This is a genomic window from Dactylosporangium thailandense (genome assembly GCF_059739745.1).
The window spans coordinates 6,394,210-6,414,792 of record NZ_AP029195.1 but is presented as its reverse complement, the minus strand read 5'-3'; the positions used below and the strand labels follow the sequence as shown (position 1 = coordinate 6,414,792).

Below are 20,583 nucleotides of genomic sequence, written 5' to 3'. Positions count from 1 at the left end.
ATCGGGTCGCACGGCGGGCCGGGCCGCGTCCCAGGCGGTCTGACCGCGGCACCGGTAGCATCGGGTCGCATGCGACGACCGCCCCTCTCGGGCCTGCTGGCGCTCGCGGCGACGGTCCCCGGCGTGGCCGTCGCGCTCGCGGGCGCCGAGGTGCCGGCGCCCGTGGCCGCGCTCGTCTTCGGCGGCGCGATCGTCGGCGCCGCGTTCGTCCTGGCCTGGGCGGCCGAGGCGGCCCAGGTCGACGTGTCCGCCGGGCTGGCGGTCGCGGTCCTGGCCCTGATCGCGGTGCTCCCGGAGTATTCGGTCGACTTCGTCTTCACGTGGCGGGGCGGCGAGGCGGCGCAGCAGTGGGGCGCCGGCTGCCGCCCGCCCGGCGGCGACGGCACCCCCGCGTGCTCGCTGGCGCTGGCCAACATGACGGGCGCCAACCGGATCCTGGTCGGCATCGGCTGGGTCGTCGTGGTGCTCATCGCGTGGCGGCGCTCGAAGGAGCGCGGCATCACCCTCGGGCGCGCCGACGCCGTCCCGCTCGCGTTTCTCACGATCGCGTCGCTGTACTGCCTGATCCTGCCCTTCAAACGGACCCTCACGCTCTGGGACACCGCCGTGCTCGTGGCGGTCTTCGTCGCCTACAGCTGGCGGGTGTCGCGGGCCCCGGCCGGGGAGCCGGAGCTGATCGGGCCCTCGGCGTGGGTCGGCAACCTGGCCAAGGTTCCGCGCCGCGCCACGGTGATCGGCCTGTTCCTGGTCTCGGCCGTGGTCATCCTGCTGGCCGCCGAACCGTTCGCGCAGAGCCTGGTCGACACCGGGCAGCAGCTCGGCATCAGCCAGTTCCTGCTCGTGCAGTGGGTGGCGCCGCTCGCCTCGGAGGCGCCCGAGCTGCTGGTGGCCGGGTTGTACGCCTACCGCCTGCACACCACCGAGGCCCTCGGCGCGCTGGTGTCCTCGAAGGTCAACCAGTGGACGCTGCTGGTCGGCACGCTGCCGGTGGTCTTCGCCGTGTCCAGCCGCGGCTGGTCGGGGCTGCCGATCGAGCCCGCCCAGCGCGGCGAGCTGCTGCTGACCGCGGCCCAGTCGCTGCTGGCCATCGCGCTGCTGCTCGGGCTGACGCTGAGCCTGCGGGCCGCGCTGGTGCTGCTCGGGCTGTTCCTGGTCCAGTTCGTGCTCGCCGCCGTGCTGCCGCGCGAGTACCACGACCGCGAGCTGTTCGCCCTCAGCGTCGTGTACCTGGCCCTGGCCGTCGTCACCGCGATCCGCAAGCGCGCGTGCCTCGTGCCGATGCTCCGTGACGGGCTGCTCACCCGGTACTCGGACCTCGGCGGCGACCTGCACTGCACCACGACGGGCGGCGGCCGCCTGCGCCTGCGGACCCGCCTCAAGGCCGCGGTGTCGGCCGACGGCTGATCGCCGTCGTCGCGCGGCCCGCCGTGGCCTGCCGTAATCTGCGTCCCGTGACGGATCGACGGCGGCTCACCAGCCAGCGCCTCTTCGCGCTGACGATCGGCGCCCTGACGCTGCTCATCGTGCTCGGCTCGTGGGCCGGGTACGCCTCGCTGGCCGACACCACGCGGGTCTCCGACCGGCTGCAGCTGCGCATCTCGCCCGCCGCCACGGCCGTCGTCGAGCTCGGCGCGGCCCTGGTCGACCAGGAGACCGCCGTGCGCGGGTTCGTCCTGGCCCGCGAGCCGGACTTCCTCGCGCCGTACCGCGAGGGCGCCAATACCGAGCGGCGCGTCGCCGACCGGCTGCGGACCCTGCTCGCCGACGAGCCGCACGCGCTGGAGCGGCTCGAGTCCATCGAGCGGGCGGCCGCCGGGTGGCGCACGGCGTACGCCGAGCCCCTCATCGCCGCCCCCAACTCCGAGTCGCCGCTGGTCGTGTCGAGCAAGACGGCGTTCGACGCGCTGCGGGCCGACGTGAGCGTGCTGCAGCAGCGGGTCGACGAGGCCCGGGCGGCCGGGCGGCGGGCGCTGGACACCTCCCGCCATCGCCGCGACACCATCTTCGGCATCATCGTCGGCGGGCTGCTCATCGGGCTGTTCGCGATCGCGCTCATGCTGCAGCGGCTGGTGCTGCGCCCGCTCGAGCGGCTGCAGACGTCGGTGCGCCGGGTCGCCGACGGGGACTTCGAGCACCACGTGCCGGCCGGCGGCCCGCCGGACCTGGCCGCGCTGGGCAACGACGTGGAGGCGATGCGGGAGCGGATCGTGACCGCGCTGGCCGAGAGCCGCGGGCAGGAGGAGCGGCTGCGGCGATCCAACTCCGACCTGGAGCAGTTCGCCTACGTCGCCAGCCACGACCTGCAGGAGCCGCTGCGCAAGATCGCGTCCTTCTGCCAGATGCTGCAGCGCCGGTACGCCGAGCAGCTCGACGACCGCGCCCGGCAGTACATCGCCTTCGCCGTCGACGGGGCGACCCGGATGCAGGCGCTCATCAACGACCTGCTCGCGTTTTCCCGGGTCGGCCGCGTCTACGACAACGTCACCGACGTCGACCTGTCCGCCACGATGCGCCGGGTGCGCTCGGATCTCGAGGCCCGCATGCTGGACGCCGACACCGTGCTGGAGTGCCCGGAGGACCTGCCCGTCGTCCAGGGCGACCCGACGCTGCTGGCGATGCTCTGGCAGAACCTCATCAGCAACGCCATCAAGTTCCGCAAGCCCGACACCCCGCCGCGCATCGTCGTCGACCGGCAGGACGAGGACGGGTTCCACCGGTTCTCGGTGCAGGACAACGGCATCGGCATCGAGCCGCAGTTCGAGGACAAGATCTTCGTGATCTTCCAGCGGCTGCACCCGCGCGACGTGTACCCGGGCACCGGCATCGGCCTGGCGATCTGCAAGCGGATCGTCGAGCACCACGGCGGCCGGATCTGGCTCGACCCCACCTACACCGGCGGCGCCCGGATCTGCTTCACGCTGCCGGTCGTCGCCGCCGCGGACCAGCCCTAGGCCGGCGGCCCTCGCGGTTCACGCGGTGAGCTCGTTCAGTACCGATGCCAGGCGCTTCTCCTCGAAGGTGAAGTGCGACTCCATCACCGCGGCGAGCCCGGCGAGCTCGGCCCGGGTCGGGTTCGCCTCGACGCGGCGGATGAGCGCGGCGATCTGCTCGTGGTCGTAGCGCAGCTCGGCGAGGATGGCGCGCAGGCCGGGGCGGCGCTCGGCGAGCACCTGGAACATGCCGCGCTCCTCGCCGGTGTGGTGCCGCTCGAGCGCGCCGCAGAACGCGAGGCAGTGCACGCGCAGCTCGCGGGAGAAGTCGGGAAGCCGGGCGATGTCGTCCAGCAGGGACCGCAGGTGCTGGTGGATCTCGATGAGCTGGTGCCCCAGGGCCGCGACGCGCGGCGGGGTGAACTCGGACAAGGTGTGACCTCGTAGGGTTCCGCGCCTCCATGCCCTCGGCGGTCTGTTTGCCGGGTACACCGCGACGCTGCGAACCATCCTAAACGGTCCGCGGGATTGCGGGTGGACCTCGACACGGCGGCCATCGCGGGGCGCACAGTGGACGTATGAGTGCGAACAAGGACGCCTACGACGCCGCCCTCGCCGCGGCCGACGCGCACGCCCGGGCCTGGCTGGCCTCGCTCGCCGCGCGGTCCGTGCCCCCGCGCGCCGACGCCGACCAGCTCGCACCGGCCGTCGGCGGGGCACTGCCCGAGGAGCCGTCCGACCCGGGCGAGGTGGTGGACCTGCTGGCGCGGTCGGCCGAGCCGGGACTCATGGCGATGCCGTCCGGCCGGTTCTACGGCTGGGTGATCGGCGGCACGCTCCCGGCCGCGCTCGGGGCCGACTGGCTCGTGAGCGCCTGGGACCAGAACGCCGCGATGCGGTACCCGACGCCCGCGACCGCGGCGCTGGAGGAGGCGGCCGGCGCGTGGGTGCTCGACCTGCTCGGGCTGCCCGGCGGGGCCGACGTCGGGTTCGTCACCGGCGCCACGATGGCCAACTTCACCGGCCTGGCCGCCGCGCGCCGCCACGTGCTCGCGCGGCGGGGCTGGGACCTCGACGCCGGCGGGCTGTTCGGGGCGCCGCGCATCCGCGTGCTGGTCGGCGAGGAGCGGCACGACACGCTCGATCTGGCGCTGCGGTACCTCGGCCTGGGTGCCCCAACGCCCGTGGCCGCCGACGAGCAGGGCCGCATCCGGCTGGACGCGCTCGCCGAGGCGCTGCGCACCGGCGGGGACGAGCCCACCATCGTGTGCCTGCAGGCCGGGAACGTCCACAGTGGATCGTTCGACCCGATCGGCGAGGCGGCCGAGCTCGCGCACCGCCACGGCGCCTGGGTGCACGTCGACGGCGCCTTCGGGCTGTGGGCCGCCGCGTCGCCCCGGCTGCGCCACCTCGTGCCCGGTCTCGAGCGCGCCGACTCGTGGGCGACGGACGGGCACAAGACGCTGAACGTGCCGTACGACTGCGGCATCTCGATCGTCGCGGACCCCTCGGCCATGCGCGCCGCGATGGGCGTGCGGGCCAGCTATCTCATCGAGCCCGCGGGCCCCGGCGGCCCGGCCGACCCGTTCGAGAAGGTGCCCGAGCTGTCCCGGCGCGCCCGCGGGGTGCCGGTGTGGGCGGCGCTGCGCTCGCTGGGCCGGCGCGGGGTCGCGGAGATGGTCGACGGGTTTGCGCGCAACGCCCTGCGGCTGGCCGAGGGCATCGCCGCCATCGACGGCGCCGAGGTGCTCAACGACGTCGTGTTCACACAGGTGTGCGCCGCGTTCGGCGACGACGAGCGCACCGCCGCCGTGACCCGTGCCCTGCTGGACGACGGCCGCGCCTGGATGTCGGGCTCGACCTGGCGCGGCCGCGCGATCCTGCGCGTCTCGGTGAGCAACTGGTCGACGGACGAGGCCGACGTCGAGGAGTCCCTGGAGGCCGTCCGCCGCGCGGTCGCCAGGTCCGCCTTCAGGTCGGCCTAACCTCGTGAAGGGGTGTTGGGCGCAGGTCGGACACGCACCATTACCCAACGTCCTGGCCTGCTGTCCGGGTGGCTGGCGGTGCCGCAGGTTGGCTGGTGGCATGTTCGAGTGGCAGTCGGGTCAAGTGCGAAGATCCAGACCGAGACGCCCCGGCGGCCACCGGGCAATGACCGCCTCAACCGTTGCGCCGAGCCCGATCGGCGGCAGATCGGTGCGCCGAATCTTTGTCGGCAACTCGCGACGTAGCGTGAAGTTGTCAACCTATCCATGTGCAGTTCGGGTGCCTGCGAGAAGGTCGGAGACGGTTAGCAGTTCGGTCGGCTTCAACGGGGCCCGGCCGGCAGGGTTGCGGGTGCTGTACTCGTCTTCGCATACAACGATCCCCTCGGCCGTTCGGCTCCAGGCGGCGGGAAGGGCTGACACGATCGCCGCTGCGATCGTGTCGACCTGTCCCGTCACGCCGACGAACCGTAGTGCTTCGGCCAGCCGGGTAGCGGCCTCGCTGGACTCTGCGGCTGTGGCGCCGAGGATTGGTGCGAGCAGCAGTACCGCGGTGGCTCGCCCGATCGGTGTGGACTGGCGATCGGCGACCCCCATCAGTTCGGGCCACGAGATACACGGACCGTCCAGCGTCCCCTCTGCTGCGGCGATCGTGATACAGCGTTCGCCGCCGGGAGGGACTACCAGGTAGTCCACTCCCTCATCCTCGGTGAAGTTGCGGTAGACGACCGCAACTCGGCTGCCGCCGCCGAGCTCGATGGGGAAGACCGGCCAGGCGGAGGCATCCGTGAGCCGCTGATAGACGGCCCGGATCACATCGAGCTGGTTGTCGAACAGCTCAGCCAGTTCGTCGTCGAGATCCAGTTCGAGGATCTCGCCGAGGTACGCGGGCCAGAAGCCTGGACGAGCCAGGAGTTCGGATGCGTCGTACGCACGTCCCGGCCCATCCAGATCGTCCGGACCGAGATCGTCATAGCCGGGCAACATCTCCACAGCACACATCTACACCATTGGCAGCCAGCGACGGTCCGCGACCCGTGCACGGTATTCGGCATCACCGGTCGCCCGTCGCTGGGAGGTGCCGCACGGATCGCGGCTATCCGGAACCGCCATCAGGCGGGCAGGTGCGCTTCGGCGGTCGGGCGGAGCTGGTTCCATTGGACCTCGAAGCAGACGAGTCCGCGTTCGGCGGCCATCTAGAGCGGCGAAGGTCGCGGCCGCGTCCGACTCGTCTGGATGTCGCCTTCCCACACGGCGAGGTCGTACGTCATGGGCAGTGAGTACGTATGGGCCGGGACGAGCCTGACCAGCGGTCAGCCGCGCGGCCACGGCTTCGGACTACGAGCCAGATCACGCCACATTCCGTCACGGTCTGTAGCGCGCGGATTGCGGCAGGTGCGGATGGCTCAACTGGGCTGTGTCACGCGTCGCGGTTGGTGCGCCAGGCGCCGAGGACGAGCGCGGCCACCAGGTAGATGAGGAGATCGAGGTACGCCAGGCCGAGCGAGGGGAGGCGGGGTTTGACGGCCAGCGCGTGTACCTGGCCGAGGACGTCGGCGGCGTTGCTCAGGACGAGCTTGTCGGGCAGGTACGACCAGGTCTCCATGGCCCGGGCGGCCGGCCAGGCCAGGAAGATGACCCCGAACATGACGGCGATACCCGCGGCGGTGTGTCGCAGGAGCGCTCCGACACCGTAGCCCACCATGGCTACCACCCACAGGTAGAGGCCGGCGCTGGACACGGCACGCAGCACGCTGGGATCGGTCAGGCTTACGTTGAGGTGGCTGGTGGTGAGCACCGCCTGGCCGAGGAGGAAGGTGCCGAATGCGAACGTCTCGCCGAGTACCAGGGCCACGGTGCCGACAACGACGGCCTTGGCGATGTAGAGGATGCCGCGGCGGGGTGTCGCGGCCAGCGTGGTCTGGATCATGCCGGTGCCGTACTCGGTGCTGATCGCGAGCACGCCGAGCACTCCAAACGCGAGCTGGGCGAAGGCCAGGCCGGTGAACGAGTTACCAACCGGGTCGAACGCGGCCCGGTCCTGGGCGCTCATGGTGGTCCAGTGGTGTGCGACCGAGGTGGTGTCGAGGAAGCCGAGCCCGGTACCGAGCGCAAGAGCGCACAGCATCGTGAGGTAGGTGGATCGCAGGGAGCGCAACTTGATCCACTCTGCGTGTAGGGCGGCGGTCACCGGTTCACCTCCGTGCTGCGGTACTGCACGGCGTCCTGGGTGAGCCGCAGGTACGCGTCTTCCAAGGTGGACGCGCCGGCCGAACGGACGAACTCGTCGATGCCGGCGTCGGCCAGGAGCCGACCCTTGCCGATCACCAGCAGGTGGTCGGCGGTCAATGCCATCTCGCTCATCAGGTGGCTGGAGACAAGGATCGTACGGCCCTCGGCCGCCAAGGCCCGCATGAGCCCACGGATCCACGCGATGCCTTCCGGATCGAGGCCGTTGACCGGTTCGTCGAAGATCAGGATCTGCGGATCGCCGAGCAGCGCGGCGGCGATGCCGAGGCGCTGGCGCATGCCGAGGGAGAATCCGCGGATCCGTTTGCCGGCCACGGCATCCAGGCCGGTACGGTCGAGGACAGCGGCGACCCGGGCGTGCGGCAGACGGTTACTGGCGGCCAGCCACGCCAGGTGCTGCCCGGCCCGCAAACCGCCATGCACCGCACCGGCATCCAGCAGCGCACCGACTTCCCGCAGGGGGAACGGCAGGTTGCGGTACGGCCGGCCACCGATCAGCGCGCGGCCGCCGGTGGGGGTGTCCAACCCGAGGATCATCCGGATGGTGGTGGACTTGCCGGCGCCGTTGGGGCCGAGGAATCCGGTCACCCGGCCAGGTCGGATCTGGAAGGACAACCGGTCGACGGCGACCGTCGCTCCGTACCGCTTTGTCAGTTCCTGTGCCTCAATCATGGGCAATACCGTGCCGGCCCAGGCCATCCCCCGTCATCGGTCCGCAGGCGTGGGCCGCTCGGACTATGCCTTGCGGCAGATGACGCACCCGGGCCGTGTTCGTAGGCTGGGCGCATGCAACCCCGTCCGCCGCTGTCGCAGCGGCTGCGACCCGGCCAGAGATTCGTCGTCGAGGTCGCCGCCGGTCTCGGGTACGGCCTGGTGGCTTGGGTGCTGTTCGCTCACAAGATCGTTCCGTGGCCGTTGGCGTTCGGTGGTACCGCTCTGGTTGCCCTGCCTGTAGCGATCGGGCAGCGCCGGCTGCTGCTCGGCTTTGCCTGCGCGCTGGTGGGGTTCTGGCTGGCTCCGTTGGCGCCGCTGCTGCCCTTCCTCGCCGTGGCTCCCCTGGGGTACGTGCTCTACCTGGTCGCTGGCCGGTACCCGACGCGGACCGGGCTGCCCGTGCTAGTCGCCGCGCTGACCGGCCCGGCGGCCACCGCGCTGACCGGGCGCGCCGGCGGCGTGCTGCCGTTCGCGGTCGCGCTCGTGCTGTGCTGGACGGTCGGGTACGCCCGGGGTGAGCACCGCCGGTACGGCGACGAGCTGGTACGCCACCATGCCCGGACGGCACAGGTCGAGCGGGAACGGGCCAGGCGCGGGGCCGCGGAAGAGCGCATGCGCATCGCCCGCGAGTTACACGACGTGGTGGCGCACAGCATGAGCGTGATCACCGTACAGGCCGGGTTCGGGCGGCTGATGGTGCGGGAGCGGCCGGACGAGGCCGGTGCGGCGCTGGCCGCCATCGAGACCACCGGCCGGCAGACCCTCGCCGAGATGCGCCGGCTGCTCAACGTACTGCGCGCGGACGGCGCCCCGGACACCCCCGCCGACTTGACGCCCACGCCCGGACTGGCCGACCTGGAGAAGCTGGCCACGCGGACCGGCCAGGCCGGCATCCGGGTCGAGCTGACTATCACCGGCCAGCACCGGCAACTGCCCGCCGGGGTCGAACTGTCCGCGTACCGCATCGTCCAGGAGGCGTTGACCAACGTCGCCAAGCACGCCGCCGCGACGACCGCGAACGTCGCTGTCGACTACCTCCCGCACGAGCTTGTCATCGAGGTGACCGACCACGGCAGGGGCGGCCCCGTCGCATCGACCGGTCTCGGGCTCACCGGCATGCGCGAACGGGTCCAGCTCTACGGCGGCCATCTCGACGCCGCACCCTTACCCGGTGGCGGGTTCCGCGTTGCGGCCCGGCTGCCGACGCCTGCCCCCGACGCCGTCGGGGAGCCGGCGACGTGACCCTGCGAGTCCTGGTCGCCGACGACCAACCCCTTGTCCGTGCGGGCCTTTCCGGCATCATCGGTACCGCACCCGACCTCGCTGTCGTGGCTCAGGCCGGCACCGGCCGGGAAGCCGTCGACCAGGCCCATCGGCACCGACCCGAGGTCGTGCTCATGGACATCCGGATGCCCGACCTCGACGGCATCCAGGCCACCCGGCTGATCACCACATCGGGTATCGCACGGGTGCTGGTACTCACCACGTTCGACCTCGACGAGTACGTCTACGCCGCACTGCATGCCGGGGCCAGCGGCTTCCTCCTCAAAGACACTCCACCAGCTGACCTGCTCGCCGCGATCCGCACCATCGCCGCCGGCGACGCGCTCCTGGCCCCCAGCGTGACCCGCCGCCTGATCGCCCGGTTCACCGCTTCACCCGCACACCTGCCCGGGCATGAAGCAATCGACGCCGACCCGATCGCCGCCATCACCCGCCAGGTGCACAGCGACACGCCGATGCCCGACGGTACCGGCCCAGTGCCCGCGGACCGCGCACGGCTCGCGCCGGGCCGGCTGGAGCGGATCACCGACCGCGAACGTGAAGTGCTATTGCTTGTCGCGGAGGGCCTCTCCAACCCGGAAATCGCCGCCCGGCTACACATCACCCCCGGTACCGCCAAGACCCACATCGCTCACCTACTCACCAAGCTGGACGTCCGCGACCGAATACACCTCGTGATCCTCGCCCACCGCAGCGGGCTGATCACGTAGGTTGGGTCGAGGTGGCCGACGGGATCGCTCTCATCGCCCTCTTTTCAGCCCGGAGCTGGATGGAGTCGATCACCGCCCGGGACCAGTCCAGGTCGCCGCGGGCCTGCAGCCGCTGCAGCACCGCCACGTGCAGCGCGGGCCACAGTCCGGCCTTCGTCCATCCGCCGCCGGCCACCACCCTGCGGCCGCACCGGCACGGGCGGGATCAACGGGCCTGCGATCTCCACAGAGCAACAGGACACCAACGCTCCACATCGGACACGCCGAAGATTGAACATCACGCTCAAGGCGGTGTCAGCCCCAAATGAGACGCGGTCTCAAGGTTGTGCCGGCGCCAGGTGGGCGCGGCGCACGACGGCGGCTCCTCGACCCAGCCCCGGTTCGAGAACCACTCCGCGTCCCACCGCTCGAGCGGCCCCGACAGCACCGCGCGGGCCTGGACGGGGTCGGCGGGCACCGTTACGAAGATCTGATAGTCCTCGCCCTGCCGAACCTCGATAACCCTCAGGCCGTCCTTGGGCAGGGACCGGGGACGGGCCGCGAACAGCCCGTGCGGCAGCGCCAGGTCGTTGAGGATCAGCCGCTCGTCCGCCAGCGACGGCTCCTCGGCGGCGCGGCGCACCTCGGCGTCGTAGGCGTCGGCGGCGAACGTGAACTCGCGGTCCCGGAAGGTCCAGCGCACCAGGTCGCCGTCGCGCACGATCGTGGCGTCGTCGTGCCAGTCCTCGAAACCGCAGGACGGGCAGGAGGCGATCGGCACCGTCGAGGGCGCCGGCCCCGCGAGGAAGCGGTTCACCGGCAGCAGCGCCTCGAACACGTCGATGCCGCCGTCGCCCGGCGCCACGAACTCGCCGTCGATGTGCGCCATCACGCGGTAGCGCTCGATCGGCAGGGTCAGCACCGAGGTCACGGGAGCAAGACTATCTTCCCGCGGGTGTGGCGGCGGTCCAGCTCCTCGAAGGCCTTCGTCACGTCGTCGAGCGCGTACGTGCCGGCGATCGGGATCTCCAGCGTGCCGTCGGCGACGAGGCCGGCCATGTACGTCAGGACGTCCACAGTGGACGCGTGCTCGCTGCCCTCCGCGCGCACGCCCAGGCGCGCCGCGGCCTCGAAGGCGATGATGGTGTTGACACGGTCCTTCGGGATGCCCAGCTCGAGCGCCAGGTCGACGTACTGCGGCCCGAACAGGTCGATGAAGGCGTCGATCCCCTCGGGCGCCGCCGCGCGCAGCCGGTCCGCGAGGCCGTCGCCGTAGGGGACCGGGGTGGCGCCGCGGGCCGCGAGCCAGTCCGCGTTGGACGGTGAGGCGATGGCCAGGACCCGCGCGCCGAGGTGGCGCAGCAGCTGGACGGTCACGGTGCCGACGCCGCCGGCCGCGGCCGACACGGCGATCGTCTCGCCCTCCCGGGCGCCGACCGCGCGCACGGCCGCGTAGGCGGTGCAGGCCACCACGTACAGGGAGCCGGCCACCTCCCACGACAGCGCGGCGGGCTTGGGGATGAGCTGGGTGACCGGCACGGCGGTGTGGGTGGCGTGGCTGGAGCGGGTCCAGGAGAAGCCGAGCACCTCGTCGCCGACCGCGAAGCCGGTCACCCCCGGCCCGACCGCGGTGACCACGCCCGCCAGGTCGCTTCCCTCGCCGCAGGGGAGGCGGGTGGGGTACCTGAATTCCAGCGCCCCGCTGCGAATCCCGCTCTCACCCGGGTTGATGGCGGCCGCGCGCACGGCGACGACCACCTCGCCCGGACCGGGTGACGGCATCGGGATCGCGGTCACGTAGAGCACCTCGGGCCCGCCGAAGGTGTCGAATCGGACGGCTCGTGCCTCAGGCATGCTTCCTCCAGGTGCGCAGGGTGGACAGCGAGCGGGCGAAGCTGCGCAGGGCGCTACCCGTCAGCGCGCCGCCGAACCACTCGGCCAGCTCCGCGTCGAAGATCTCCTCGGCGGCCGTGAGCGAGGCCGAGCCGGCGCCGGTGAGCTCCACAATGGAGGATCGGCGGTCGGCCGGGTTCGGCCGCCGGGCCAGCAGCTCGCGCGCCGCCAGGCGGTCGACCGCCTGGCTCGCGCCGCCGATGGTGATCGACAGCGCGTCGGCGATGTCGTTCACGCGGCAGTCCGGCGTCCGGGCCACCACCTGCAGCACGTTGAGGCTCCCGAGGGGGATGGCCCCGGCCTGCCGCAGGCGCGCGTCGACGCCGTTCCAGAGATCGGTCTCGAACCGCACCAGGTCGTCGAAGACCTGCCGAAGATCCACGCTCACGGGAAGTACATTAGCAGTAATTAGATTAGAGCTAAAGGATTGTGTTTCGAAACATGTTGCCAGGCAACGGAGTTGACCATGGTGTTATCGATCTGTGACCTCTGATCACCGGTCCGGGGAGGTATGTTCGCGGCCATAACAAACCCCCGCACCCTGCGCGCACACCCCCTCCTCCCGATTCGAAAGGAGGCGTCAGGGATGGGTAAGACTCTCCGTATCCTGGCCGCCACCGCTCTAGCTGCCCTGCTCGCCACGACGTCGGCGTGCAGCAAGACCCGCTCCGACGACAACGCCGGGGGTGGCGGCGACAGCGGCCCGGCGCTGGTCGGCATCGCCATGCCGACCCGCAGCCTGGAGCGCTGGAACAACGACGGCGCCCACCTCGAGGACCTGCTCAAGAAGGCCGGCTACAAGACCTCGCTGCAGTACGCCGACAACAAGGTCGACCAGCAGATCACCCAGCTCCAGAACATGATCAACGACAAGGCGAAGATCCTGGTCATCGCCTCGATCGACGGCACGGCGCTGGCCCCGGTGCTGCAGCAGGCGGCGGACAAGAAGGTCAAGGTCATCGCGTACGACCGCCTGATCAACTCCAGCCCCAACGTCGACTACTACGCGACCTTCGACAACTACAAGGTCGGGCAGCTGCAGGGCCAGTTCATCGTCTCCAAGCTCGGCCTCGACGCGGGCAAGGGCCCGTTCAACCTCGAGCCGTTCGCGGGCTCCTCGGACGACAACAACGCCAAGTTCTTCTTCGCCGGCGCCTGGGACGTGCTCAAGCAGTACGTGGACAGCGGCAAGCTGGTCATCCCGTCGGGCAAGAAGCTGGCCAGCAACGACGACTGGAAGACGGTCTCGATCAACGGCTGGAAGACCGAGGGCGCGCAGGCCGAGATGGACAACCGCCTGAACTCGTTCTACACCGGCGGCAAGAAGGTCGACGTCGTCCTGTCCCCGAACGACTCACTCGCGCTGGGCATCGCGCAGTCGCTGGACTCGCACGGCTACAAGCCCGGCGGGGACTGGCCGGTGCTCACCGGTCAGGACGCCGACCTCGCCAACACCAAGAACATCCTGGCCGGCAAGCAGTCGATGACGGTCTGGAAGGACACCCGCACCCTCGGCGACCAGGTCGCGAAGATGGTCGACGCGATCTCCAAGGGCACCGCGGTCGAGACGAACGACACCAAGACGTACAACAACGGCGTGAAGGTCGTTCCCTCCTACCTCCTCCCGCCGGTCGTGGTCACGAAGGACGACGTGAAGTCGAAGCTCGTCGACTCCGGCTTCTTCAAAGCCTCGGACCTGGGGTTGTAACCGATCAGCCGTACCGGGCCGGGTCCGCAGCCGCGGGCCCGGCCCACTGTCGCGGGAGGCCCCATGCCCTCACTGCTCGAGATGCACGGCATCAGCAAATCGTTCCCCGGCGTGCAGGCCCTGCGGGACGTCACCATCAGCGTCGCCGAGGGCGAGGTCCACGCGATCTGCGGTGAGAACGGTGCCGGAAAGTCCACCCTGATGAAGATTTTGAGCGGTGTGTACGCGCACGGCTCCTACGACGGCGACATCGTCTTCGACGGCGAGCCGTGCCACTTCAAGTCCGTCCGCGACTCGGAGCACCGCGGGATCGTCATCATCCACCAGGAGCTCGCGCTCAGCCCGTTCCTGTCCATCGCCGAGAACATCTTCCTCGGCAACGAGCAGGCCCGCCGCGGCATCGTCAACTGGCCGCAGACCAACCGCCGCGCCGCCGAGCTGCTGGACCGGGTCGGGCTGCGCGAGCAGCCGGACACGAAGATCCTCGACATCGGCGTCGGCAAGCAGCAGCTGGTCGAGATCGCCAAGGCGCTGTCGAAGCGGGTGCGGCTGCTCATCCTCGACGAGCCGACCGCGGCGCTCAACGACGCCGACTCCGAGCACCTGCTCGGCCTGATCCGCCAGCTCAAGGGCCAGGGGATCACGTCGATCATCATCTCCCACAAGCTCAACGAGATCGCCGCGATCGCCGACACCACGACCGTGATCCGCGACGGCCGCACGGTGGCCACGTTCGACATGCACGGTGCTGAACCGGTGTCCGAGGACGCCATCATTCGGGCCATGGTCGGGCGCGACCTCGCGCACCGGTTCCCCGAGCACGCCCCGCGCATCGGCGAGGAGGTGCTGCGCATCGAGGACTGGACCGTGCACCACCCGATCGACCGCGGCCGGGTCGTGGTGGACAACGCGGCGCTGAACGTGCGCGGCGGGGAGATCGTGGGCATCGCGGGCCTGATGGGCGCCGGCCGGACCGAACTGGCGATGAGCGTGTTCGGCCACAGCTACGGCACCGGCATCTCCGGCCGGATCTACCTGCACGGCCGGGAGGTCCGGGTGCGCAGCGTCGACGAGGCCATCGGGCACGGGATCGCCTACGCGACGGAGGACCGCAAGCGCTACGGCCTCAACCTCATCGAGGACATCAAGCGCAACATCACCGCGGCCAAGCTCGCGGCCGTCGCGCGCCTCGGCATCGTCAACAACGCCGAGGAGGTCCACCGGGCCGAGCGGCTGCGCCGGGAGATGCGGGTCAAGGCCGACTCCGTCGCCGTGCTCACCGGCAAGCTCTCCGGCGGCAACCAGCAGAAGGTCGTGCTGAGCAAGTGGCTCTTCACCGAGCCGGAGGTGCTCATCCTCGACGAGCCGACCCGCGGGATCGACGTCGGGGCGAAGTACGAGATCTACGAAATCATCAACGCGCTGGCCGATGCCGGCAAGGCGGTCGTGGTCATCTCATCCGAGCTGCCGGAGCTGCTCGGGATCTGCGACCGGATCTACGCGATGAGCCAGGGCCGGATCACCGGCGAGATGGACCGCGCCGAGGCGACCCAGGAGGGCCTGATGCGATACATGACGATGGACCGGAGCGGGGTGTCGCGATGAGCACAATCGAGACCGTGCCGCCGGAGACCGAGCCGACCGAGGCGTCGTCGCTGCGGGGTTATCTGGGGCAGAACCTTTGGCAGTACGGCATGCTGACGGTTCTGATCGCCATCGTCATCACGTTCCAGGTGCTGACCGACGGGCGCCTGCTCTACCCCGACAACGTGGCCGCACTGGTGCAGCAGAACGCCTACGTGCTGATCCTGGCGATCGGCATGGTGATGGTCATCGTCGCCCAGCACATCGACCTGTCGGTCGGGTCCATCGTGGCCTTCATCGGCGGCGTCTGCGCCCTGATGATCACCCACTGGGGCTGGCCGTGGCCCCTGGCGGTGGCCGCGTCCATCGTCATCGGCGTCGTCGTCGGATGCTGGCAGGGCTTCTGGATCGCGTACGTCGGCATCCCCGCCTTCATCGTGACGCTGGGCGGCATGCTGCTCTTCCGGGGCCTGGCCGTGCTCGCGGTCAGTCAGACGGTGCCGGTGCAGGACAAGGGCTTCGGCGCCATCGCGGCCAAGTCGCTGCCCAACGCGCTGGGCTTCGTGGGCAACCTCGACGGCATGACGCTGCTCGTGGGTCTCGTGGCGATCGGCGGCCTGGCCTTCTTCCAGCTGCGCACCCGCCGCGAGCTGATCCGCTACGACCTGCGCCTCGAGCCGCAGGCCGCGTTCATCGGCAAGCTCGTGGTGTTCACGGCCCTCATCGGCTACATCACCTACCTGCTCGCCGAGAGCACCGACGGCACCCCCAACGTGCTCGTCATCGTCGGCGCGCTCGTCATTCTGTACACGTACATCATGGGCAACACGGTATTCGGCCGGCACATCTACGCGATGGGCGGAAATCTCGCCGCGGCGAAACTTTCGGGCGTGAAGACGAAGCGTGTAACTTTCCTCATCTTCGTCAACATGGGCATTCTGGCCGGTGTCGCCGCGGTCGTCACCACCTCGCGCGCCGGGGCCGGTGTCGCGGGCGCCGGCACGAACTACGAACTGGACGCCATCGCCGCCGCGTTCATCGGCGGCACGGCCGTGACCGGCGGCATCGGCAAGGTCACCGGGGCCGTGATCGGCGCGCTCATCATGGGCGTGCTGAACATGGGCCTGTCGATCCTCGGCGTCGACGCGGCCTGGCAGCAGGCCATCAAGGGCCTCGTGCTGATCGCCGCGGTCGCCTTCGACATCATCAGCAAGCGGGTGTCGCGCCAATGATGTTTCGATAACGGAGGCTTGTTGACTCGCCTTTCGTGTGGCAATAGCGTCGATGTCTCAAGGCGAATCCGGAATTGTTTCGAAACAATCGGGAGCCACCCTCATGACATTACGCAGAATGGCCACGGCCGGCCTTTTGGCGGCCGTGGTCGCGGCCACGCTGGGCGCCGTCGCCGCGTCCGCCGGCGGTCCCCGCCCGCCGGCGACGCAGGACCAGAGCCTGCGCGGGCTCGCCGCCCGCAACGGCCTGGCGTTCGGCACCGCCGTGGACGCGGCCGCCTACGCCGACGCGGCCGACCCGCAGTACCGGTCCATGGTGGACAGCCAGTTCTCCACCGTCACCGCCGAGAACGCGATGAAGTGGGAGAGCCTGGAGCCCACCCGCGGCACCTACGACTGGGCCGCGGCCGACGCGTTCGTCGCCGTCGCCGAGCGCAACCACCAGCAGGTGCGCGGCCACGTCCTGGCCTGGTACAGCCAGCTCCCCGGCTGGCTCAGCACCGGCATCCAGGACGGCACGATCGACGGCCCGCAGCTGCGCGCCCTGCTCAAGCGGCACATCACCGACGTGGTGGGCCACTTCCGCGGCCGGATCTGGCAGTGGGACGTGGTCAACGAGGCCGTCTCCGACCCGTGGGAGACCCCGGCGGCGATCCACCTCGGCGGCAACACCGGCTCGCTGAAGCAGCAGTTCGCCGACCTGCTCGGCCCGGACTACCTCGCCGACGCCTTCCGCTGGGCCCGCGCCGCCGACCCGAAGGCGCTGCTGTTCTACAACGACTACAACATCGAGGCGTTCGGCGACGGCGGCCCCGGCGACAAGACCCGGTTCGTCTACGACATGGTCCGCGGGCTGCGCGCCCGGGGCGTGCCGATCGACGGCGTCGGCAGCCAGGGCCACCTCAGCACCCAGTACGGCAACTACGACGTCTTCGCCGTGGCCGACGCGCTGCAGAAGTTCACCGACCTCGGCCTGGCCGTCGCCTTCACCGAGGCCGACGCGCGCAGCCTGACGAAGGATGCGTCCGACCCGGCGCTGGACGCGGCGGGCGCCGACCTCAACGCCCGCGACCAGGCCTCGGCGTACAACTACCACGTCCTGCTCCAGGCGTGCCTCATGAACCGCCACTGCCTGTCGTTCACGGTGTGGGGCTTCACCGACAGGCACTCGTGGATCCCGGGCTGGTTCAAGAGCCCGCCGGAGGGCTCCGGCTGCCTGTGGGACGCGAACTACCAGCCGAAGAAGTCGCTGCGCACGGTCCAGGGCGACCTGGCCGCGGCGGGTCCGCCGCTCGTGCAGCCGCGGGTGCCGCAGAAGCCGCGGCGTTAAGCCTCCTGGGGGTCAGGAGACGGGGCGGGCGCCCGACCGGTGCCCGCCCCGGCGTCTGTGAGCCGGGTCAGAGCTCGCCGCGGACCATGCCGATCAGGCGGTCGAGCACCGGGCCGGAGCTGACCCGCAGGGCGTCGTGCTCGTGCTCGTTGGTGACCCAGACGCGGGCGCCGCGGATCGCGCCGGCGGTGGCCAGGGAGAGCTCGCGGTCGACGTACATGTCGTCGTAGTACACCGCGGCCGCGACCGGGATCTCGTTGCGGGCCAGGGCCTGCGGGTCGTAGAGGCGGGGCCAGGCGTCGCGGGCCGCGAGGAGCTCGGCCGCCTCGCGCAGGGGAGCCAGGGCCGGGTCGTTCGCGAACTGCCACGGATATGTCATCTCGCCGGTGAAGTAGACCGGGGCGTCCGTGGCCAGGGCGTCGAACTCGGGGTAGTCCGCGCGCAGGCGATGGGCGGCCCAGGCGGTGGCGCCGGGGCCCTGGCCGTAGATGGGCTCGTGCAGCAGCGGGAAGACCGGCCGCGTCGCGTAGCTCAGGCGGTGGTGGACCTCGGCGAGGAAGGCGTCGGAGAGCACGCCCGGAGCCTCGAAGGCGTCCTCGGTCAGGTAGTGCAGCTCGTGGGAGCCGGTGCTGGAGCCCAGCGCGACGCCCAGCGTCTGGAAGGCCTCCACGGTCAGCGGGGCGCCGTCGGGGAGCCGGACGTCGTGGGCGCGCAGGTGCTCGGCGATGGCGCGGACGGCCTCGACGTCGCCGGGGTAGCGCGCGTAGTGGGCCGCGTTCCTCGCCGCGACGCGCGGGTAGGTGTGCCGGTAGACGTCCTCGGCCCGCGCGTGCAGGCCGGGCAGCCCGCCGGTGACGATGACCTCGCGCAGTCCTTCGGGGGCGAACGACAGGTAGGTGACGGCGCAGAAGCCGCCGAAGCTCTGGCCGAGCACCGTCCACCGGGCGTCGCCGAGCAGGTGGCGGCGGAAGCACTCGGCGTCGCGGACGATGCTGTCGGCGCGGAAGTGCGACAGGTACTCGGCCTGCGCCCGCGGCCCGCCGCGCCGCGTGACGCTGTGGCGGCTGACGCGGGCCGAGCGGCCGGTGCCGCGCTGGTCGAGCAGCAGCACCCGGTAGTCGTCGAGGGCCCGGCCCACCCACGACTCGCGGCCGAGCGGGCGCGGCGAGGCGCTGCCGGGGCCGCCCTGCAGGAACACCAGCCACGGCTTGTCCTCGCCGCCGGGGGCGACGACCTCGCGGGCGTAGACGGCGATGGTCTCGCCCGCGGGGTCGTCGTGGTCGAGCGGCACCTCCAGGACGTGGTCGGTGCGGATGATGTTCATGCACCCGTTCTACCGGATCGGCACGTCCACATATGATCCGCCCGCGACGGTGACGGTACCGCCGAGGGCATTGTCGTCGTAGTAGAGCGGATCCGTGGTGTCGACGACGAGGGTGAGCGAGTGCCCGGCCGGCACGTCGTACGCGGTCGCGGACAGCGCCACATCGACGGAGCCGCCGCCGCTCCAGGACACCGGGGCGTGCGTGATGAGCTTGGCGTTGCCGAGGCTGTCGAGGTCGTACAGGTACGCGATCAGCGTCCCCTTCGGCGCGCCGGTCAGGTTCAGGTGGACCCGCGGGATGCCGCGGATGCGCAGCGCCGAGGCCGGTCGCTCCGACGCCCACACGCCCGCGCGCAGGCGGTCCACGGCGGGGAGCCAGATCTGCGGCTGCTGGCCGGTGAACGCGCCGACGCCGTTGGTCAGCAGCACCACCCCGCCGTTGGCGACGGTGTCGAGGTCGCCCGGCAGCGTCTTGCTCCAGCCGGTGCTCGGGGCGCCGCCGAGCAGGCCGGTGCCGTCGAGCCAGCGGACCGCGCCGAGCCCGTAGCGCTTGACCGAGGTGTTCAGCGCCGACCACGACGCATACTGCTCGGCCCCCGCGTTCAGCGGTTGCAGCTGTACCGCCGGCTCGGCGCCGATGCCCGTGTCCACGCCCGCGAGGTACTGGTCGAACCAGCGGTACAGACTCGTCCAGGCGCCGTTGGGCAGCCCCAGGATGCCGGTGAACTCGGCGATCGCGTGGTCCCCGGGGCGCAGCTCGAGCCGCTTCGGGGTCTGCAGCCGGCCGAAGAAGTCCACCAGCTGGTCGGGCGGGAAGAAGGAGTCGCCCCACGCGTTCGCGATCATCACGGCCGGCTTGTTCGCGTTGATGGCGTCGAGGTACGTGGCCGCCGAGCGCACCCGGGCCCAGGCCTTCACCGCCTCGACGTTGCGGTCGGCGTTGAAGTCGGCGAGCTTGCCGCTCAGGTCGGCGCCGGGGTGGCCGAGCAGGGTCGCGGCGAGGCTCAGCAGCCCGGCGGACTGCTGGTGGCGGGTGTTGTCGCCGTAGAGGCTGTAGACGAGATCGGTCCAGCCGCTCATCATGACGACCGCGCGGATGCGCTTGTCGAACGCGGATCCGAGCAGGCTGATCCCGGCGCCGTAGCTGACGCCGGCCGCGCCGATGCGGGCCGGGTCGGCCGCGGTGTTCGCGATCGTCCAGTCGACGATCTTCGACAGGTCGGCGAGGTCCTGCGGCCCGGCGGTGTCGATCTCGCCGCCGGAGGCCCACCAGCCGCGCGGGGTGTAGGAGACGACGACGTACCCGCGCCCGGCCAGCGCGCCGGCCTGCGCGAGGTACTCGAGGTCGTTGAGCCCCCAGCTGGACGGGAACACGATCGCGGGGTGCTTGGCGGTGTCGGCGGGGGCGACGACGTTGGCCTTGAGGGTGATGCCGCCGGCTCCGGCGATGTCGACGAACTTCGTGGCGGGCGCGGCCGCGGCGGCCGGCGGCGCCTGGAGGGTGACCGCGGCGAGCACGGCGGCGGCGACGAGGGCGATGGTCTGGCGGGAACGGGTCATGGGCACGCTCCTGGCGGGGTAGCGCTTCGTGGTGGCGGGAGCCTAGGAGTCCGTTCCGAGAATTAGAAGCTCGTGACATTATCATTACCGGTCGGTAACA

18 protein-coding genes are annotated in these 20,583 nt (G+C 71.0%); 9 read left to right on the top strand and 9 right to left on the bottom strand.

The genetic code is table 11. From position 1 onward, the window contains the following. Window positions 1-69 precede the first annotated feature (69 nt). Together AC6JBM_RS28185 and AC6JBM_RS28180 are read left to right on the top strand one after the other, a co-directional pair. Window positions 70-1,404 (top strand): calcium:cation antiporter family protein, encoded by a 1,335-nt coding sequence (locus AC6JBM_RS28185; RefSeq protein WP_497977074.1) that lies wholly within the window; start codon window positions 70-72, stop codon window positions 1,402-1,404. 47 nt (window positions 1,405-1,451) lie between these two features. Continuing rightward, the gene (locus tag AC6JBM_RS28180; protein ID WP_497977073.1) at window positions 1,452-2,951 is read left to right on the top strand and encodes a sensor histidine kinase; all 1,500 of its coding nucleotides are present in this window, start codon (window positions 1,452-1,454) and stop codon (window positions 2,949-2,951) included. A gap of 18 nt (window positions 2,952-2,969) precedes the next feature. Here the strand turns inward: AC6JBM_RS28180 and AC6JBM_RS28175 are convergent, their stop codons facing one another. Beyond that, on the bottom strand, window positions 2,970-3,362 hold the full coding sequence (locus AC6JBM_RS28175) for a hemerythrin domain-containing protein (protein WP_497977072.1): 393 nt from the start codon (window positions 3,360-3,362) through the stop codon (window positions 2,970-2,972). Window positions 3,363-3,508: 146 nt separating this feature from the next. Here AC6JBM_RS28175 and AC6JBM_RS28170 point away from each other — a divergent pair, with 146 nt between their 5' ends. Continuing rightward, on the top strand, window positions 3,509-4,915 hold the full coding sequence (locus AC6JBM_RS28170) for a pyridoxal phosphate-dependent decarboxylase family protein (protein WP_497977071.1): 1,407 nt from the start codon (window positions 3,509-3,511) through the stop codon (window positions 4,913-4,915). Between the two features lie 261 nt (window positions 4,916-5,176). On the opposite strand, the gene AC6JBM_RS28165 is transcribed toward AC6JBM_RS28170, so the two are convergent. The 3 genes from AC6JBM_RS28165 to AC6JBM_RS28155 all read right to left on the bottom strand — a co-directional run bounded on the left by AC6JBM_RS28165 (window position 5,177) and on the right by AC6JBM_RS28155 (window position 7,837). Beyond that, on the bottom strand, window positions 5,177-5,908 hold the full coding sequence (locus tag AC6JBM_RS28165) for a hypothetical protein (protein WP_497977070.1): 732 nt from the start codon (window positions 5,906-5,908) through the stop codon (window positions 5,177-5,179). Window positions 5,909-6,335: 427 nt separating this feature from the next. Beyond that, on the bottom strand, window positions 6,336-7,106 hold the full coding sequence (locus tag AC6JBM_RS28160; RefSeq protein WP_497977069.1) for an ABC transporter permease: 771 nt from the start codon (window positions 7,104-7,106) through the stop codon (window positions 6,336-6,338). Further along, window positions 7,103-7,837 carry an ABC transporter ATP-binding protein gene (locus AC6JBM_RS28155; protein WP_497977068.1) on the bottom strand — a complete coding sequence of 245 codons (735 nt, stop codon included), beginning with the start codon at window positions 7,835-7,837 and terminating at the stop codon, window positions 7,103-7,105. The genes AC6JBM_RS28160 and AC6JBM_RS28155 overlap by 4 nt, the downstream gene beginning before the upstream one ends. A gap of 114 nt (window positions 7,838-7,951) precedes the next feature. On the opposite strand from AC6JBM_RS28155, the gene AC6JBM_RS28150 reads away from it, so the two are divergent. Next, window positions 7,952-9,121 (top strand): sensor histidine kinase, encoded by a 1,170-nt coding sequence (locus tag AC6JBM_RS28150; RefSeq protein ID WP_497977067.1) that lies wholly within the window; start codon window positions 7,952-7,954, stop codon window positions 9,119-9,121. Beyond that, on the top strand, window positions 9,118-9,873 hold the full coding sequence (locus AC6JBM_RS28145; RefSeq protein WP_497977066.1) for a response regulator: 756 nt from the start codon (window positions 9,118-9,120) through the stop codon (window positions 9,871-9,873). The genes AC6JBM_RS28150 and AC6JBM_RS28145 overlap by 4 nt, the downstream gene beginning before the upstream one ends. Before the next feature lie 283 nt (window positions 9,874-10,156). Here the strand turns inward: AC6JBM_RS28145 and AC6JBM_RS28140 are convergent, their stop codons facing one another. The 3 genes from AC6JBM_RS28140 to AC6JBM_RS28130 are packed head-to-tail and all read right to left on the bottom strand — an operon-like array spanning window position 10,157 to window position 12,133. Further along, window positions 10,157-10,783 (bottom strand): hypothetical protein, encoded by a 627-nt coding sequence (locus AC6JBM_RS28140; RefSeq protein WP_497977065.1) that lies wholly within the window; start codon window positions 10,781-10,783, stop codon window positions 10,157-10,159. Beyond that, window positions 10,780-11,706: an NADP-dependent oxidoreductase gene (locus tag AC6JBM_RS28135; RefSeq protein ID WP_497977064.1), complete on the bottom strand. Its 927-nt coding sequence runs from the start codon at window positions 11,704-11,706 to the stop codon at window positions 10,780-10,782. The genes AC6JBM_RS28140 and AC6JBM_RS28135 overlap by 4 nt, the downstream gene beginning before the upstream one ends. Continuing rightward, the gene (locus tag AC6JBM_RS28130; RefSeq protein WP_497977063.1) at window positions 11,699-12,133 is read right to left on the bottom strand and encodes a MarR family winged helix-turn-helix transcriptional regulator; all 435 of its coding nucleotides are present in this window, start codon (window positions 12,131-12,133) and stop codon (window positions 11,699-11,701) included. The genes AC6JBM_RS28135 and AC6JBM_RS28130 overlap by 8 nt, the downstream gene beginning before the upstream one ends. Before the next feature lie 198 nt (window positions 12,134-12,331). On the opposite strand from AC6JBM_RS28130, the gene chvE reads away from it, so the two are divergent. The 4 genes from chvE to AC6JBM_RS28110 all read left to right on the top strand — a co-directional run bounded on the left by chvE (window position 12,332) and on the right by AC6JBM_RS28110 (window position 17,599). Further along, the gene (chvE, locus tag AC6JBM_RS28125) at window positions 12,332-13,453 is read left to right on the top strand and encodes a multiple monosaccharide ABC transporter substrate-binding protein (RefSeq protein WP_497977062.1); all 1,122 of its coding nucleotides are present in this window, start codon (window positions 12,332-12,334) and stop codon (window positions 13,451-13,453) included. Between the two features lie 63 nt (window positions 13,454-13,516). Next, window positions 13,517-15,058 (top strand): multiple monosaccharide ABC transporter ATP-binding protein, encoded by a 1,542-nt coding sequence (gene mmsA / locus AC6JBM_RS28120; RefSeq protein ID WP_497977061.1) that lies wholly within the window; start codon window positions 13,517-13,519, stop codon window positions 15,056-15,058. After that, window positions 15,055-16,269: a multiple monosaccharide ABC transporter permease gene (gene mmsB, locus AC6JBM_RS28115; protein WP_497977060.1), complete on the top strand. Its 1,215-nt coding sequence runs from the start codon at window positions 15,055-15,057 to the stop codon at window positions 16,267-16,269. The genes mmsA and mmsB overlap by 4 nt, the downstream gene beginning before the upstream one ends. A gap of 118 nt (window positions 16,270-16,387) precedes the next feature. Further along, window positions 16,388-17,599, top strand: coding sequence for an endo-1,4-beta-xylanase (locus AC6JBM_RS28110; protein ID WP_497977059.1), 1,212 nt, complete (start codon window positions 16,388-16,390; stop codon window positions 17,597-17,599). 67 nt (window positions 17,600-17,666) lie between these two features. Here the strand turns inward: AC6JBM_RS28110 and AC6JBM_RS28105 are convergent, their stop codons facing one another. Together AC6JBM_RS28105 and AC6JBM_RS28100 are read right to left on the bottom strand one after the other, a co-directional pair. Then, window positions 17,667-18,923, bottom strand: a complete 1,257-nt coding sequence (locus AC6JBM_RS28105; protein WP_497977058.1) for an alpha/beta fold hydrolase — start codon at window positions 18,921-18,923, stop codon at window positions 17,667-17,669. Window positions 18,924-18,932: 9 nt separating this feature from the next. Then, entirely contained in the window at window positions 18,933-20,483 is a 1,551-nt protein-coding gene (locus AC6JBM_RS28100; protein ID WP_497977057.1) for a CocE/NonD family hydrolase, read from the bottom strand. Window positions 20,484-20,583 lie beyond the last annotated feature (100 nt).